Annotated in this window: 14 protein-coding genes; 2 read left to right on the top strand and 12 right to left on the bottom strand. The window is 67.9% G+C overall.

The window, feature by feature from the left end; genetic code table 11:
• Positions 1 to 98 precede the first annotated feature (98 nt).
• Together grpE and dnaK are read right to left on the bottom strand one after the other, a co-directional pair.
• Positions 99 to 839 carry a nucleotide exchange factor GrpE gene (gene grpE, locus CDOO_RS12025; protein ID WP_018022112.1) on the bottom strand — a complete coding sequence of 247 codons (741 nt, stop codon included), beginning with the start codon at positions 837 to 839 and terminating at the stop codon, positions 99 to 101.
• On the bottom strand, positions 839 to 2,698 hold the full coding sequence (dnaK, locus tag CDOO_RS12030; protein WP_018022111.1) for a molecular chaperone DnaK: 1,860 nt from the start codon (positions 2,696 to 2,698) through the stop codon (positions 839 to 841). The genes grpE and dnaK overlap by 1 nt, the downstream gene beginning before the upstream one ends.
• A gap of 305 nt (positions 2,699 to 3,003) precedes the next feature.
• Between dnaK and CDOO_RS12035 the strand changes: the two genes are divergently transcribed.
• The gene (locus CDOO_RS12035; RefSeq protein ID WP_018022110.1) at positions 3,004 to 4,521 is read left to right on the top strand and encodes an AI-2E family transporter; all 1,518 of its coding nucleotides are present in this window, start codon (positions 3,004 to 3,006) and stop codon (positions 4,519 to 4,521) included.
• Here CDOO_RS12035 and CDOO_RS12040 read toward each other — a convergent pair.
• The 10 genes from CDOO_RS12040 to CDOO_RS12085 form a co-directional block, all read right to left on the bottom strand.
• The gene (locus CDOO_RS12040; protein WP_018022109.1) at positions 4,511 to 5,860 is read right to left on the bottom strand and encodes a M20 family metallopeptidase; all 1,350 of its coding nucleotides are present in this window, start codon (positions 5,858 to 5,860) and stop codon (positions 4,511 to 4,513) included. The genes CDOO_RS12035 and CDOO_RS12040 overlap by 11 nt on opposite strands.
• A gap of 7 nt (positions 5,861 to 5,867) precedes the next feature.
• On the bottom strand, positions 5,868 to 7,469 hold the full coding sequence (locus CDOO_RS12045; RefSeq protein WP_018022108.1) for an AbgT family transporter: 1,602 nt from the start codon (positions 7,467 to 7,469) through the stop codon (positions 5,868 to 5,870).
• Positions 7,470 to 7,556: 87 nt separating this feature from the next.
• A complete protein-coding gene (locus CDOO_RS12050; RefSeq protein WP_018022107.1) occupies positions 7,557 to 8,153 on the bottom strand; it encodes a nucleosidase in 597 nt (198 codons plus the stop codon).
• 42 nt (positions 8,154 to 8,195) lie between these two features.
• Entirely contained in the window at positions 8,196 to 9,140 is a 945-nt protein-coding gene (locus CDOO_RS12055) for a sulfite exporter TauE/SafE family protein (protein WP_018022106.1), read from the bottom strand.
• The gene (locus CDOO_RS12060) at positions 9,137 to 9,781 is read right to left on the bottom strand and encodes a sirohydrochlorin chelatase (RefSeq protein ID WP_018022105.1); all 645 of its coding nucleotides are present in this window, start codon (positions 9,779 to 9,781) and stop codon (positions 9,137 to 9,139) included. The genes CDOO_RS12055 and CDOO_RS12060 overlap by 4 nt, the downstream gene beginning before the upstream one ends.
• A gap of 8 nt (positions 9,782 to 9,789) precedes the next feature.
• Positions 9,790 to 11,085, bottom strand: coding sequence for a sulfate adenylyltransferase subunit 1 (locus tag CDOO_RS12065; protein WP_018022104.1), 1,296 nt, complete (start codon positions 11,083 to 11,085; stop codon positions 9,790 to 9,792).
• Positions 11,085 to 11,990, bottom strand: coding sequence for a sulfate adenylyltransferase subunit CysD (cysD, locus tag CDOO_RS12070; protein WP_018022103.1), 906 nt, complete (start codon positions 11,988 to 11,990; stop codon positions 11,085 to 11,087). The genes CDOO_RS12065 and cysD overlap by 1 nt, the downstream gene beginning before the upstream one ends.
• A gap of 12 nt (positions 11,991 to 12,002) precedes the next feature.
• On the bottom strand, positions 12,003 to 12,797 hold the full coding sequence (locus tag CDOO_RS12075) for a phosphoadenylyl-sulfate reductase (RefSeq protein WP_018022102.1): 795 nt from the start codon (positions 12,795 to 12,797) through the stop codon (positions 12,003 to 12,005).
• Positions 12,794 to 13,102, bottom strand: a complete 309-nt coding sequence (locus tag CDOO_RS12080) for a hypothetical protein (protein ID WP_018022101.1) — start codon at positions 13,100 to 13,102, stop codon at positions 12,794 to 12,796. Before CDOO_RS12080 ends, CDOO_RS12075 begins: the two co-directional genes overlap by 4 nt.
• A complete protein-coding gene (locus tag CDOO_RS12085) occupies positions 13,102 to 14,775 on the bottom strand; it encodes a nitrite/sulfite reductase (protein ID WP_018022100.1) in 1,674 nt (557 codons plus the stop codon). The genes CDOO_RS12080 and CDOO_RS12085 overlap by 1 nt, the downstream gene beginning before the upstream one ends.
• A gap of 300 nt (positions 14,776 to 15,075) precedes the next feature.
• Here CDOO_RS12085 and CDOO_RS12090 point away from each other — a divergent pair, with 300 nt between their 5' ends.
• On the top strand, positions 15,076 to 15,513 hold the full coding sequence (locus tag CDOO_RS12090; RefSeq protein ID WP_018022099.1) for a hypothetical protein: 438 nt from the start codon (positions 15,076 to 15,078) through the stop codon (positions 15,511 to 15,513).
• Positions 15,514 to 15,563: the final 50 nt, after the last annotated feature.

Raw genomic sequence — 15,563 nt, forward strand, 5'->3', positions numbered from 1 at the left:
CTTCGCCTCCCCGGGGCGACGACCGCACCTTTCCTCGTGCGCCGCCGCCGCTGGGCCGGAGCTCACCACGAACTGACCGGTGAGCTACCTGCCCGCTGCTAACTGCCGGACTGCTCGCCGTCGGCGATGATCACCATCGCCGTGCGCACGACGCGGTCGCCGACTCGGTAGCCCTTGCGCAGGACCGTGCCCACGGCCTGCGGGCCACCGGAGGAGAGATCCTGCACGGCCTCGTGGATCTCCGGGTCAAAGGCCTCCCCCTCGGTGCCGAAGCTCTCGAGCTTCTGCCCCTGCAGGATGGTGGCGAGCTTGTCGCCGAAGGTCTTCAGCGGCCCCTCCTCCAGATCGCCGTGCTGACGCGCGAGATCCAGATCGTCGAGGATGGGGATCAGCTGCACCATGACCGAGGCCTTGGTGTTGTTGATGACGGATTCCCGCTCACGCTCGGTGCGGCGCCGGTAGTTGGCGTATTCCGCACTGACCCGCTTGAGGTCGTCCGTGCACTCGGCCAGCTGGGTCTCCAGGTCGGCGGTGGAGTCGGCCGGCAGCTGCTCGTCCGCGGCCGCGAGGACCTCGTCGGCCTTGGCGTCGGCCAGGGCTTCGGCGGTCTCGTCGGTGGTCGCCTCGGCAGCCAGCACCTCGTCCTCGTCCGCCCCGACCGAGGGGACGGTGTCGTCCTCGGAGAGGTAGGAGGGGTCGGGGCTGGTGGTCAGCAGGTCGTCGTCTTCGTCGACGCCCTGGGCCTCAGCAACCTCCGCGGCGAGGGTCTCCGCCTCGTCGGGGCTGATGTTCTGCTCGTCCGTGTAGTCCGGGTCGCCCGGGTTGGCGGGGTTAGTCACTACTTGTCACCGTCCTTGGTGTCTTCGGTGGAGTCGGCTGCCTCGTCCTCGACAACCTCGGCGTCGACGACGTTGGGATCGGTGGGCTCACCAGCGGCACCCGGGGTGGCGCCTTCGTTGGCCTGTGCCTCGTAGAGCGAGGTACCGGCGGCCTGGGCTGCCTGGCTGAGCTTCTCGACGGCGGACTTGATGGCCTCGAGGTCATCGCCCTTCAGGGCCTCGTCGACCTCGTCCGCAGCCTCGGTGACCTTGTTCTTGTCGTCCTCGGACAGCTTGTCGGCGTTGTCCTCGACGAACTTGCGGGTCTGGTACGAGGTGGACTCTGCGGAGTTGCGGGTCTCCTGCTCCTCGCGGCGCTTCTTGTCCTCGTCGGCGTGCTCCTCGGCGTCCTTGACCATGCGGTTGATCTCGTCCTCGGAGAGGCCGGAGCCGTCGGAGATGGTGATGGTGTTCTCCTTGCCGGTGCCCTTGTCCTTGGCGGAAACGGAGACGATGCCGTTGGCGTCGATGTCGAAGGTGACCTCGATCTGCGGGATGCCACGCGGTGCCGGAGCGATGTCGCTGAGCTCGAAGGAGCCGAGCAGCTTGTTGGCCGCGGCCATCTCACGCTCACCCTGGAAGACCTGGATCTGCACGGAGGGCTGGTTGTCCTCCGCCGTGGTGAAGGTCTCGGAGCGCTTGGTCGGGATGGTGGTGTTGCGCTCGATGAGCTTGGTCATCACACCACCCTTGGTCTCGATGCCGAGGGAGAGCGGGGTGACGTCGAGGAGCAGCACGTCCTTGACCTCGCCGCGCAGGACGCCGGCCTGGAGGGCGGCGCCGACGGCGACGACCTCATCCGGGTTGACGCCCTTGTTGGGCTCGCGGCCGGTGAGCTCCTTGACCAGGTCGGTCACGGCCGGCATACGGGTGGAGCCACCGACCATGACCACGTGGTCGACGTCGGAGACGGACATGTCCGCGTCCTTGATGACCTGGTTGAACGGGGTCTTGGTGCGGTCCAGCAGATCCTGGGTGATCTTCTGGAACTCGGTGCGGGTGAGCGTCTCGTCGAGGAAGAGGGGGTTCTTCTCGGAGTCGACGGTGATGTAGGGCAGGTTGATGGAGGCCTGCTGCGAGCTGGACAGCTCGATCTTGGCCTTCTCCGCTGCCTCACGCAGACGCTGCATGGCCATCTTGTCCTTGGACAGGTCGACGCCGTTGGAACTCTTGAACTTGTCGACGAGCCAGTTGACGATGCGCTGGTCCCAGTCGTCGCCGCCGAGCTCGTTGTCGCCGGCGGTGGCGATGACCTCGACCACGCCGTCACCGATCTCGAGCAGGGAGACGTCGAAGGTGCCGCCGCCGAGGTCGAAGACGAGGATCGTCTGCTCCTTGTCGCCCTTCTCCAGGCCGTAGGCCAGAGCTGCGGCGGTGGGCTCGTTGACGATGCGCAGGACGTTGAGTCCGGCGATCTGGCCGGCTTCCTTGGTGGCCTGGCGCTGTGCGTCCTCGAAGTAGGCGGGGACGGTGATGACGGCGTCGGTGACCTCGTCGCCGAGGTAGGCCTCCGCGTCGCGCTTGAGCTTCTGCAGGGTACGCGCGGAGATTTCCTGCGCGGTGTAGTTCTTGTCGTCGATGGCGACGGTCCAGTCAGTGCCCATGTGGCGCTTGACGGAGCGGATGGTGCGGTCGACGTTGGTGACGGCCTGGTTCTTGGCCGACTGGCCGACGAGAACCTCGCCGTTCTTGGCGAAGGCGACGACGGACGGGGTGGTCCGTGCGCCCTCGGAGTTCGCGATAACGGTGGCCTCGCCGCCCTCCAGTACCGATACGACGGAGTTGGTGGTGCCGAGGTCGATTCCTACTGCGCGTCCCATGATGGTTCCTCCTGTGTGGTGGGGTGTTCTCTATTGCTGTTTGTCGGGTTGAGACGTTCACACTCAACTTTCCCGAGCCACTCTAGCAAAGACTCTTGAGTGGGTGCGACTCAATCTCACATCCACTACAACGAACTTCCCGCAGGTTTGTTCCCGACTCGCGCAACTTTTCCCATATCTGCAGGTAACAACGTCGCAAAGCCTCCCGACGATCCGTCCACCCTTGAGTGAACTTCGCTCAACTTTGTCTAATCCCCCGGTCGCACTACCACATCCCGGCACTCGGTGGCATACTTTTTCTTCTCATGACTATCAACAACTCCCCCACGCCGCCCGAGCGCGCGTCCTCCGGAGCGGGCGCCTCGGCCCGCCGGGACCCCGCATCCGCCCGAGACTTCGCCGACACCATTCCCGACGCTGTGGAGGGCCGCTCCGAGCTGGCTCAGCCGCAGGCCCACCCCAAGGAACCGGCCGTCCACGCCGCCGACGAGAAGTACGACCGCTCCGCGATCCTCGGCCACGACGGCCGCGTGATCGCCGGGTGGGCGCTGCGCTTCATCGTCATCATCGCCGCGCTCTACCTGCTGGGGCGCCTGCTCGGCGCCGTGTGGGTCGGCCTCTTCCCGGTGATCCTCGCCATCCTCCTGGCCACGGTGCTGTGGCCCGCGACCCGATTCCTCCGCAACCACGGCTTCCCCGCGGCGCTGGCGTCGATCCTCACGCTGATCGTGTCCTTCGGCGCGATCGTCGGCATCTTCGCCGCGATGGCACCGACGGTGCGTTCGCAGGGCTCCCAGCTCATCGATCAGGCCCGCGCCGGTACCAACCAGATCGTGGCGTGGCTGCAGGACGGCCCGCTCAACCTCGATCTCGGGAGGTTCAACCTCGACGAGCTGATCAACAACGCCACCAACTTCCTGCGGGACCAGTCCGGCAACATCGCCACGGGTGTGTTCACCGGCCTGTCGGCGGCGACGTCGATCCTGGTCACGCTGTTCGTCACTTTTGTCATCACGTTCTTCATCCTCAAGGACGGCGACAAGTTCCTGCCCATGCTGCGCAAGTACACCGGCGCGAACGCCGGCTGGCACCTCTCCGAGGTGCTCACCCGCACCTGGCAGACGCTGTCCGGCTTCATCCAGACCCAGGCCCTCGTCTCGGCCATCGACGCCTTCTTCATCGGCCTCGGCCTGGTCATCCTGCAGGTTCCCATTGCGCTGATCCTGGCCACCGTCACCTTCTTCGCGGGCTTCATCCCCATCGTCGGCGCCGTGACCGCCGGTGCACTGGCCGTCATCATCGCGCTGGTCACGCAGGGTGTCACCAACGCGCTCATCGTGCTGGCCATCATCCTCGCGGTGCAGCAGCTCGAGGGCAACATCCTCCAGCCGGTGCTGCAGTCGAAGGCCATGAACCTGCACGCCGCCGTGGTGCTGCTCTCCGTGACCGTCGGCTCCACCCTCTTCGGCATCGCCGGCGCCTTCCTCGCCGTACCGATCGCCGCCACCCTCGCCGTGTGGATCCGCTACCACTCCGAGATGGTTTCGCTGCGCGCCGGTGAGATCACCGTCGATGACATCGAGATCGCCACCGCCAAGGGCCAGACCCTCACCTCCCGCGAGGCCTTCAACGCCGTGCGCGACCACCTCAAGCAGATCGCCGTGCGCCGCCGCCCCGCGGGTTCGACGGCCGCGAGCAAGGTGAAGGAGCCGGCTGTCGCCCGGGTCGCCGCAGAGCCGGACAAGGTCCAGGATCCGCATGGCCCGGACGGTTCCGGCGAGTGGCTGGACCAGCCCTACGACAAGGGTTCGGCTACGAAGTAGCCCGCTCGACACGCACCTCTCCCCCGGCGCGCTCGAACTCCTCGCGCGCCGCGAGCAGCAGCCGCGGGTCTGACACCAGGTCGATGATGACCTGGGCCAGGCCCGCGGTTGCGTCGTTGAGGCCCCTGATCCCGTCCTCTGAGCCGGCCCACCGAGCAAACTCCTCGGTGTGCAGGGCGACCCCTTCCGGCGCGATCTTCACCATCGGGTGGATCGCGGGCACGAGGTGGGAGACGTTACCGAAGTCCGTCGACGCGGCCAGCGATTCCGGTACCACCCCGGCGGGAAGCGCCCGGCGCCCGCGGGCGGACTGGGTCACGGCCCAGCGCACGGCCATGGTCTCGTTGTTGCGGACCGGCAGGCTCATCGGATGGGTGTCCCACGTCTTGTCCACGGACACACCGGCCATGAGGGCGGCTCCGTCGAGGACGTCGTCGATACGCGAGGAAAGATCCATCAGCGTCGCTGTCAGCGACGAGCGGACGTAGATGTCCATGCGGGCCTCGCCGGGGATGACGCTGGGGCGGCGGCCGCCGTCGGTGATGACGGCGTGGAGGCGGTCAGACGGTGGCATCTGTTGCCGCAGGAGCCCCATGCCCTGGTAGGCCAGGGTCGCGGCGTCGAGAGCGTTGCGACCCATGAAGGGCTGCGACGACGCGTGCGCGGCCACTCCGCGAAACGTCACGGACAGCGTGCGGCGGCCGACCCAGGCGTGGGAGGCGATGTCGAAGCTGAAGGGGTGGATCATCACGGCCGCGTCGACGCCGTCAAGCATGCCCCCGCGGATCATGTACTCCTTGCCGGAGTGCCCCTCCTCCGCGGGCGTGCCCAGGAACACCACCCGCGCGTCCGTGTCCCCGAGTGCGGCGGTGGCGGCCAGGAACGCGCCGACCCCGGAGGCCGCGATGATGTTGTGCCCGCAGGCGTGCCCGATGCCCGGCAGCGCGTCGTACTCGCTCATCACGGCGATGGTGGGGTGCGTCGCGGGATCGAAACCCTCGGACACCCGCTCGGCGCGCAGCGCGGTCTCGACCCCGTGGGCGCCGCGCTCCACGGCGAAACCACGCTTCTCGACGACCCGTGCCAGCGCCTCCGCCGACCGGCGCTCCTCGAACGCGAGCTCGGGGTGCGCGTGCAGGTCCAGCGCCAGGTCCCGCAGCTCCTCCGCGATCTCCTCGGCGGCCCGCGTCGTGTTCGACCACAGGTGGGACTGGCCGGGATAGTCCTCCGGGGTCCCGGAGGGCGGGGTCTCCGCCCTGGCCATGCGTTCGTGGATAGCGTGGTTGGTGGCGTCGAGAAACGCCGAGGAGGGGGTCAGGCTGCGCGGGGTGTGCGCCATGGAGCTCCTAGTTCTGGATCATGATCCCGGCTCCCGGTCCGAGCGGGATATCGACGTAGAACCACAGTGCCAGAAGAACCACCCAGGCGGTCCAGAAGGGGATGACGAAGGGGATCATCCGGCTCATCAGGGTGCCCAGCCCGGCGTGGGGTTCATAGGCGCGGAGCTGGCCGAGGATGACGATCATGAAGGGGTTGAGCGGGGTGATCACCTGGGTGGCGGAGTCGCCGACACGGAACGCGGCCTGGACAAAGGCGGGTTCGTAACCCAGCAGTGCGAACATGGGCACAAACACCGAGGCCATGAGCGTCCACATGCCCGAGCCGGAGATGATGAGCAGGTTGAGCACGGAGGCCAGCACGATGAACGCGAGGATGGCCGGGAAGCCGGTGAGGCCGATCGCCTCGAGACCCGCCGCACCCTGCACCGCGGTCCACGTGCCGATGCCCGTCCAGGAGAACAGCGCGACGAACTGGCCGAGGATGAAGGCCAGCACGAGGAATCCGCCCATGTCCTTGATGGCGCCGATCATCATGGTCACCAGATCGCCCATGCCCTTGACCGTGCCCACCAGGTGTCCGTAGACGATGCCGGCCACGGCGAAGTAGATGCACACGATGAACACGATGGAGTCCAGGGCCGGAGAGCTGGGGAGGAACCCGCCGCCGTCGTTACGCCACGGCGAACCCGCCGGAAGAAGCGCGACCAGCAGCAGCGCCGTCACCACGGCCATGGCGGCCAGGGTGATCCACAGCCCGCGGGTCTCCTCGCGGGTCAGTTCGGCGGAGAGATCGTCCTCGGCATGCTCCTCGTCCTCATCCTGGGCGACCTTGTCTGTGGTCACTCCCGTGCGCCACAGCCGCGGCTCGAGCACCCGGTCGATGATGAACCCGGCGATGAGACCGAGGACGACGGCGCCGGCCACGTTGAAGTAGTAGTTGGACAGGACGTTGACCTCGGTGGCCGCGGTGTCCGGGATCGTCTCCATGACCACGTTGGTGATGCCCGCGAAGAGTGCGTCGAGGCTGGTGGGGACCAGCGCGGTGGAGTAACCCGCACCGACGGCGGCGAAACCGCCGAGCAGCCCCGCCACGGGGTGCCTGCCCGCGGCCTTGAACACCATCGCGGCCAGGGGCGGGATGACCACCCAGGCGGCGTCCGCCATGACCGAGGCGGTCACACCAACCACGCCGACGGCGTAGGGCAGCACCCACTTACGCGCGCTGCCGAACAGCTTGCGCACCAGCGCGGCCAGCATGCCGGAGCGCTCGGCGATGCCCACGGCGAGCATGATGGGCAGGACCGTGACCAGCGGCGGGAAGCCGATGTAGTTCTCGCCCATCGTCGTGGTCAGCCACGTCATGCCCTCGCCGGTGAACAGTCCCCTGACCGGGGTGGACTCGTCGGAGCCGGGAATCTGGGCGGTGACACCCTGCCAGGACATCACCGTGGAGATCACGCCGGTGAGCAGGAACAGACCGAGGAAGAGCGTGAAGGGTTCGGGAAGTTTGTTTCCCACCCATTCGATGCCGCCGAGGACGCGGTCGAGGCGGCCGGCGGGCTCCTGCTCGCGGGACTGGTCTGTGGTGGATGCGACGGTGCTTGCCATGTGGGAGGCCCGGAGGCCTTTCGTGGTGTGGCCCGACGGGTCATGCTCGCCGGCGCATGGTTTTCGGAAAAACGTCAGCCTAGGGCACTAGGACACTGCCGGAGGAGCCGCAGAGCTGGCCCAGTCCAGGCGCACCAGTTCCCGGGCGAGCTCCTGGGCGCCGATATCCACCGCCGCAGACCAGGTCCGGTAGGCGGATTCATCGGCCCGGTCGCTGACCTGCTTGAGCAGGGTGACGGGGATGTCGAAGGCCGCGCCGATGCGCGCGACCGCGTAACCCTCCATGTCCACCAGGTCGGACCGCTCAGCGAGGCGCTCCCGGGTGACGGAGTCGTGGATGAAGGCGTCGCCGGTGGCCAGGCGCGCGGCCGGCAGGTGGGTGACGGGCAGCAGCTGGCGCATGTTGGGGATCGGGTGGCCGATCATCTCGGAGATGAACTCGTCCGAGAAGTCGTGCTGGAGGACCTCGTGGATCTCGTAGACGCCCGCCAGGCCGTCGCGAAGCGCGCCCGCGGTGCCCACGTTGACGATGCGTTCGGGCCTTTCGGGGCCCAGATCGGCCAGGTGCGTGGCCAGGGCGACGGCGGTGTTCATCGTGCCCACGCCGGTGACGAGCACGGTGGCGTCGGCGGGCAGATGAGCGGCTTCTTCGGCGGTGGCGGAGACAAACAGAATACGAGGCATGAGTCCGAGTCTAGGGACCGGCTGCGGCGGGGGGAACCCCGCCTAGCGGGGCACCGGGGCCGGTTCGGGGGCCTCGGGAGCCACCGTCAGGCTGTGCTCGGCCTCGCTCCGGGCCAGCTCAGCGGCGTTTCGACGCGCCCGCACGGTGCCCAGGGCAGAGAGGCTGACACCGGCCACGAGGATCACAGCGCGCGCGACCCAGAGCCAGGTGTCGTCGACACCCAGGGAGGACAGCACCTTGGGCAGGTTGAGCAGCACCAGCAGCATGCCCACGATGCCGCCGAGCGCCGCCGGGTTGATCCGGCTGATCAGCCACGCGGCAATGGGGGCGGCGATCATACCGCCGATGAGCAGCGCGATGACGGCCGAGAGGTTGGCCACCAGGTCCTCCCACAGGCCGAGGACAAAACCCAGGGTGGCGGCGAGGGAGACGAGGAACTCCGCGGTGTTGACCGTGCCCACGATCCGGCGCGGCTCGCTGCGCCCGAGGGTCATGAGGGTCGAGGTGGTCACCGGGCCCCAGCCGCCGCCACCGGTCGCGTCGACGAAGCCGCCGCCGAGGCCGAGGATCCCGAGGAAGGCCGCGGAGTGCGGGCGGGCCGAGTAGTTGCGTTTCACGCGTCCGCGGGAGAACCGCAGCACCAGGTTGATGCCGATGGCCGCGAGGATGATGCCCATGATGGGTTTGGCCGCCTCGGTGGACAGTGAGGACAGCAGGGTCGCGCCGAGAAACGCGCCGACCGCGCCGGGCAGGCCGATCTTCAGCACCACCTTCCAGTCCACGTTGCCGAAGCGCCAGTGGCTGATGCCGGAGGCGAGGGTCGTGCCCACCTCCGCGGTGTGCACGACGGCGGACGCGGCCGCCGGGGAGAGCGCCGCGAGGGTGACCAGGATGGTGGTGGAGGTGACGCCGAATCCCATGCCCAGGCCGCCGTCGACGAGCTGCGCGGCAAAACCAGCGATGGCGATAAAAATCAGTGTTCTCATGAGGAAACTGCCTGTCGGTATCGGGAGGAGACCACCGGGGCCAGGGCGGCCGTCAGTGGGGCGGAGATGGTCGAGCTCTCATTCAGCTGTGCGCGGGCCTTGTCCAGCAGCAGTCCGTCGGTGACAAAAAGGGGCATGACATGCACGCTCCGGTCACCGAGCTGCCCGAGGCCGTGTCCTTCCCCGGTGGCGGGGATGACCTCGACGCTTCGCCCGGTGATCCGGGCGAGCGTGTCCTGCAACGTGGTGTAGTCGGCCCGCGCCTGTATTCGCGAGGACCCGACCGGGTACAGGGCCAGGTCTTTCCCTTCCGGTACGCCCCGGGCCAGCAGTTCCGCGATTTCCGGTCCCACTCCGAGGGTGTCGGCGAGAACCAGTTCGCAGCCGGTCTCCTCCTGCGCGGCCGCCACCTCGGCGGGCACGTCCGCCCGCGCGTGATAGCCGGAGCTGAACAGCAGGGGCACGACCACGGCACGGTCGTATCGCTTCGCGACGGCCGTGAGAGTGTGTTCGCTGAAGTCCAGGTGGGCGTCGACCACCTCACAGCCCAGCTCCCCCGCCACCGCGCGCACGAGGGCGTCGATGCCCGCTTGCGCGTCGGCGTGCCGCGAACCATGCGACAACAGGATGAGGGGGAGCATGATGGTGCCTACCTCAGCCGCGTTCCCACAAATCCCGCGGCAAGGGTGTTGCCGGAGGACTTGTCGATGACGAGCAGGTTGCCCACGGCGCCCCGAGCCGCGTACTCCTCGACGGGAAGCTCCCGCGCCACCTCGACGGTGATGTGGGCGATCTCGTTGAGGGAGACGTTCTCCGGGTCCTCGTTGTCGCCGGCGGGCGAGTCGAGGTCGAGGATGCGGTCGACGGAGGCGATGCGGCCGCGCTCCAGGGCGGAGCCGTAACGCACCTTGACCTGCTGGCCAGGCTTGAGCACAGTGTCGGTCAGTGCCACCACCGTGGCGGCGAAGGACCGCACCGGCTCGGGGCTCGACCCCGCGGCGAGCAGGTCGCCGCGCACGAGGTCGATGTCATCGGCCAGGCGCAGCGTGACGGAGTCGCCCGTCCCGGCGGTCTGCACGGCGGCGAGGCCGTCTGCGGTGTCGATGTGTGTGACGGTGGTGGTGCGCCCGCCCGGCACGGTGACCTCGTCGCCCACGGAGATGGAACCGGCGTTGACCTGCCCGGAGTAACCGCGATAGTCGGTGGCGTGCTCGCGGATGACGTACTGGATGGGGAAACGGAAGTCGAGTTCCCCGGCGCGCCCGCCGCCGACGGGGAGGGTCTCCAGGATGCCCAGCACGGTGGGGCCGGAGTACCAGGGCATGTGCTCGCTCGCCTCAACCACGTTGTCGCCCCGCAGCGCCGAGATGGGCACGACGAAGGAGTCGGAGACACCCAGCTCCTCCGCCTTGGCCAGGAACGTCTGCTCGATCTCGCGGAAGGTGTCCTCGGAGTAGTCCACCAGGTCGATCTTGTTCACCCCGAGGATGACGGTGCGCACGCCGAGCAGCGACGCGATGGTGAGGTGACGGATGGTCTGTTCGACGACTCCGTGGCGGGCGTCGACAAGCAGAACCACCACCTGGGACGTGGACATGCCCGTGACCGTGTTGCGGGTGTACTGCACGTGGCCCGGGGTGTCCGCGAGGATGAAGGCGCGGGCGTCGGTGGCGAAGTAGCGGTAGGCCACGTCGATGGTGATGCCCTGCTCACGCTCGGCACGCAGGCCGTCGACCAGCAGGGAGAGGTCGAGGCCGTCGAAGCCGCGGTCGGCGGAGGACTGCTCCACCGAGGCGAGGGTGTCGGCGAGGACGCTCCTGGTGTCGTGCAGCAGGCGGCCGACGAAAGTGGACTTGCCGTCGTCGACGGAGCCAGCGGTGCACAGTCGCAGGGTCTCGCGGTCGGCGATGATCTGGCTGGCGGTCTCTATGGTCGGGGCACTCATCAGAAGTAGCCCTCCTTCTTGCGGTCTTCCATGGCGGACTCGGACAGGCGGTCGTCGGCACGGGTGGCGCCGCGCTCGGTGAGGGTGGAGGTGGCGATCTCGGAGAGCACCTCGTCGATGGTGGTGGCGTCGGAGTCGACGGCACCGGTGCAGCTCATGTCACCGACGGTGCGGTAACGCACCCGGCGGGTCTGCAGCTGCTCGCCCTTCTTCGGCCCACCCCACTCGCCGGGGGTCAGCCACATGCCGCCGCGGTCGAACACCTCGCGGTCGTGGGCGAAGTAGATGCTGGGCAGCTCGATCTCCCGCGCGCCGATGTACTCCCAGACGTCCGCCTCCGTCCAGTTGGAGATGGGGAAGACCCGGATGTTCTCGCCGGGGAGCTTCTCGCCGTTGTAGAGGCTCCACAGTTCGGGGCGCTGGCGGCGTGGATCCCAGCCGCCGAAGGAGTCACGCACGGAGAAGACCCGCTCCTTGGCCCGGGCGCGCTCCTCGTCGCGGCGCGCGCCGCCGAGGACGGCGTCGTAGCCGCGCTCGGCGATGGTCTCCACGAGCGGCACGGTCTGCAGCGGGTTGCGGGTGCCGTCCGGGCGCTCGGTGAGCTCGCCGCGGTCGATCCAGTCCTGCACCTTGGCCACGTGCAGGCGCGCGCCGGTCTTCTCCACGAGGCGGTCGCGGAACTCGATGACCTCGGGGAAGTTGTGCCCGGTGTCGATGTGCACGAGTTCGAAGGGCACGGCAGCGGGCTGGAAGGCCCGGCGCGCCAGCTCGAACACGACACAGGAGTCCTTGCCGCTGGAGAACAGCAGCCCGACCTTGTCGAACTGCCCGGCGACCTCGCGCAGGATGTGGATGGATTCGTTCTCCAGGTCCCGCAGGTGCGGGGAAAGAGTGTTGTCAGTCACAGTGAATAGTCCTTAATCGGTGTGCAGTCCGCACTCGGTCTTTGCGGACCCGGCCCAGCGCCCCGCGCGGGGGTCCTCGCCGGCGGCCACGGGCAGGGTGCAGGTGGCACACCCGATGGAGGGGTAACCCTGCAGCGTCAGGGGGTGGACGATGAGGTCGCGCTCGCGGATGAATGCATCCGTCTCCTCGAGCGACCAGGTGATGATCGGCGAGATCTTCAGCCGGCCCGTCTTGTTCAGCGACAGCGCGGGGGCCTCGGCACGGGTGGGGCCGTCGTCGCGACGCAATCCGTCAATCATGGCCACGTACGGGCTGAGGTGGCGCTGCAGCGGCTCGACCTTGCGCATCCGGCAGCACGCCGTGGGATTGCGGCGGTAGAGGTCCTTGCCGTACACGGAGTCCTGCTCGGCACGGCTGAGCACCGCGTGGGTGCGGATCAGGCGCGAGGAGGGATAACGCTTCTCGACGGCGTCCGCCACCTCAATCGTCTCGTCGAAGTGGTACTCGGTGTCGAGAAAAAGCAGGTCAGTGCCCGGGAGGTGCTCCTGCGCCAGCTCGGCCAGCACGGTGTTCTCCATGCTCATGGTGATCACCGTGGGTCCGTGGACATGCTCTCTGGTCCACTCAAAAATGGTCGCCGCGTCGGCGTGGTAGAGCTCGTCGGCGTAGCGCTCCACCAGATTCTCGTTGCGGGCGCGATCCTCGTCGCTCAGTGGTGCGGCGCTGTTCGGACCCTCCGGGCTGATGTCCGGGTCGCGGTACTGGCGGCTTCCGCCGCCCGACAGCAGATTGATGCTTGTCGTCATGTGTTCTCCTCTTTTCTGTCCGAGACCTCTTTTGTATCCGAGACAGTGTCCCCCTGCGAGGCGAGCCCCGCAGTGTGTCCGTGTTTTTCCAGGGACCGGCGCAGGGCCTCCTCGGTGGAGGGGGCCTGGGGGTGCTCCTGGGTGAAGTCGTCCTGCCCGTGGAACATCACGGAAAACACCCGCCGGCACTCCTGGCAGCTCCAGGCGAAGTCGCCCTCCTCGTCGGGAAAGAGCGCCATGCCACCGCAGTACGGGCAGTGGGTGGGGTGGTTGCGGTTGGGGTTCGGTTCCCGCCGGAAGGCCATTACTGGAGGTCCTCTTCGTCAGCACGCAGCAGCCAGTCGCGGAAGATCTCGCCGTCGGCGCGTTTGTCCTGGTAGTTGCCCACGACCCGGACCACGTAGTCGGTGAGCTCCGAGGACAGCACCTTGTGCCCGCGCAGCTTGCGGCCGAAGTTCGCGCCCTCGCCGACGGTGCCGCCGAGGTGCACCTGGAAACCCTCGACGTAGTTGCCGTCGGCATCCGACACCGCCTGGCCCTTGAGCCCGATGTCGGAGACCTGGGTGCGGGCGCAGGCGTTGGGGCAGCCGTTGAGGGAGATGGTGATGGGCGAGTCCAGGTCGCCGAAGCGCTCCTCCAGCTCGTCGGCCAGCTCGATGGCCCGGGACTTGGTGGTCACGTGCGCCAGCTTGCAGAACTCCAGGCCGGTGCACGACAGCAGCCCGCGGCGGAACTCACTGGGTTTGGTGTACAGGCCCAGGGCGTCGAGCTCGGCGCTGAACGGCTCGATCTGCTCCTGCTCCAGGTCGAGGAACAGCACCTCCTTGAAGGGGGTGTGGCGGATGCGGGTGACGCCGTACTTCTCCGCGATCTCGGCCACGGCGATGAGCTGCTCCCCGGACATGTGGCCCAGGGTGGGTTTGACGCCGAGGTAGAACCGGCCGTCGTTCTGCTCGTGCACGCCGATGTGGTCGCGGTCGATGAGGTTCGGGGCGGGATCGGGGCCGTCGGGAAGCGCGAAGCCGAGGTACTCGTCCTGGAGGACCTGCCGGAACTTCTCCGGCCCCCACTGCGCCACGAGGAATTTCAGGCGGGCGCGGTTGCGCAGGCGCCGGAACCCGTAGTCGCGGAAGATGCCCACCACGCCGGCCCAGACCTCGGGGATCTGCTCGAGGGTGACAAAGACGCCGAGGGAGCGGGCGAGCATGGGGTTGGTGGACAGGCCGCCGCCGACAAACACCTGGAAACCCGGGCCCAGCTCCGGGTGCACCACCCCCTGGAACGCCAGGTCCTGGATCTCGTGGGTGACGTCCTGGCGGGCGTTGCCGGAGATGGAGGTCTTGAACTTGCGCGGGAGGTTCTGGAACTCGTCGCGCGGGAGGTAGTCGTTCTTGATCACGTCGATGGCGGGCTGGCCGTCGATGATCTCGTCGGCGGCCACGCCCGCGACCGGGGAACCGAGGATGACACGCGGCACGTCGCCGCAGGCGTCCAGGGTGTCCAGGCCGACGGTGGCGAGTTTGTCCCAGATGGCCGGGGCATCCTCAATGCGCACCCAGTGCAGCTGGATGTTCTCGCGGTCGGTGAAGTCGACGGTGGAGCGGGCGTAGTCGCGGCTGATCTCGCCGACCACCCGGGCGCGCTCGGGCGAGGACTGTCCGCCGTCGAATCGGATGCGCATCATGAAGTACTCGTCGTGCAGCTCCGAGTTGTCCTTGCCCGTGTGTTCGCCGCCGAGGTTCTGTTTGCGCTGGGTGTACATGCCCACGAACTTCATGCGCGGGTAGAGATCGTCGGGAGCGATGGAGGAGAAACCCTCCTTCGAATACGTGTCGATGACCCGCTGCTTCACCGCGATGCCCGGATCCTCCTGCTTGACCTGCTCATCGTGGTTGAGCGGTGCCAGGCCGTCGACCTTCCACTGCCCCTCCGGTTTGGGGGCGCGGGCAGGCCTGGGCTTGGTGGTTGTGCTCGTCATGAACAGACAGCTCCTTGCAGTGGCGGTAATTCCTAGGCCCACAATCTAACGTACCGCTCAGTCTATGTCGCCCCCCACAGTCGGACGGGTCACCCCGCCCGGGTGGAGACGACCGGGGAATACGGTCGCTGCCTGGCGTTTCCGCCGGTTGTGCGCGGGTGAATAAAACGTTCCCGGTACGGCCCCGGGCGGCGGAGGGTGAATAATAATCGTCGATTAGCATGCGTGATACGGACAGAGCGCTACGATATCTAGACAGCACAGTCTATTAATCCGAGCAGAGAGGGCGGGGACGACACCATGGAGACAGCCACCGACACCGTGCGTATCGCCGTCATCGGCGCGGGCCCCGCCGGGTTGCGGGCCGCGGAGGCGCAGGCCCTGGCCACGGACCAGGACACCTTCGTCGACCTCTACGAGCGCCGCCCCGCCCCCTTCGGGCTCCTCGCCTACTGCACCTGCCCGCGCCTGCGGCTCCTGGGCAACATCGAGGTCGGCCGGGACATCGCCGTCGACGACCTGCACGATTACTACGACACCGTCATCGACGCCACCGGCCCCGCCGCCCGGGCCGTCCCCGCTCGGCGTGTCCACACGGACGGCGCGGCCGTCATCGAGCTGTTGCGCTCCCGGCATATCCCGTTCACCACCTGGGAGACGCCGGAGCGCTCCCGGGGCGAGGCCCGGTGGGAGGACATCGTCACCCGCGCCCGTGCCGTGCCCGTGTGCGATCAGTGAACCGCCCCGGGTGACCGCCACTTCCGCTCCCGGAAGAAAAGAAGCCCGCG

The organism is Corynebacterium doosanense CAU 212 = DSM 45436 (genome assembly GCF_000767055.1).
GTDB classification, from domain to species: Bacteria; Actinomycetota; Actinomycetes; order Mycobacteriales; family Mycobacteriaceae; genus Corynebacterium; species Corynebacterium doosanense.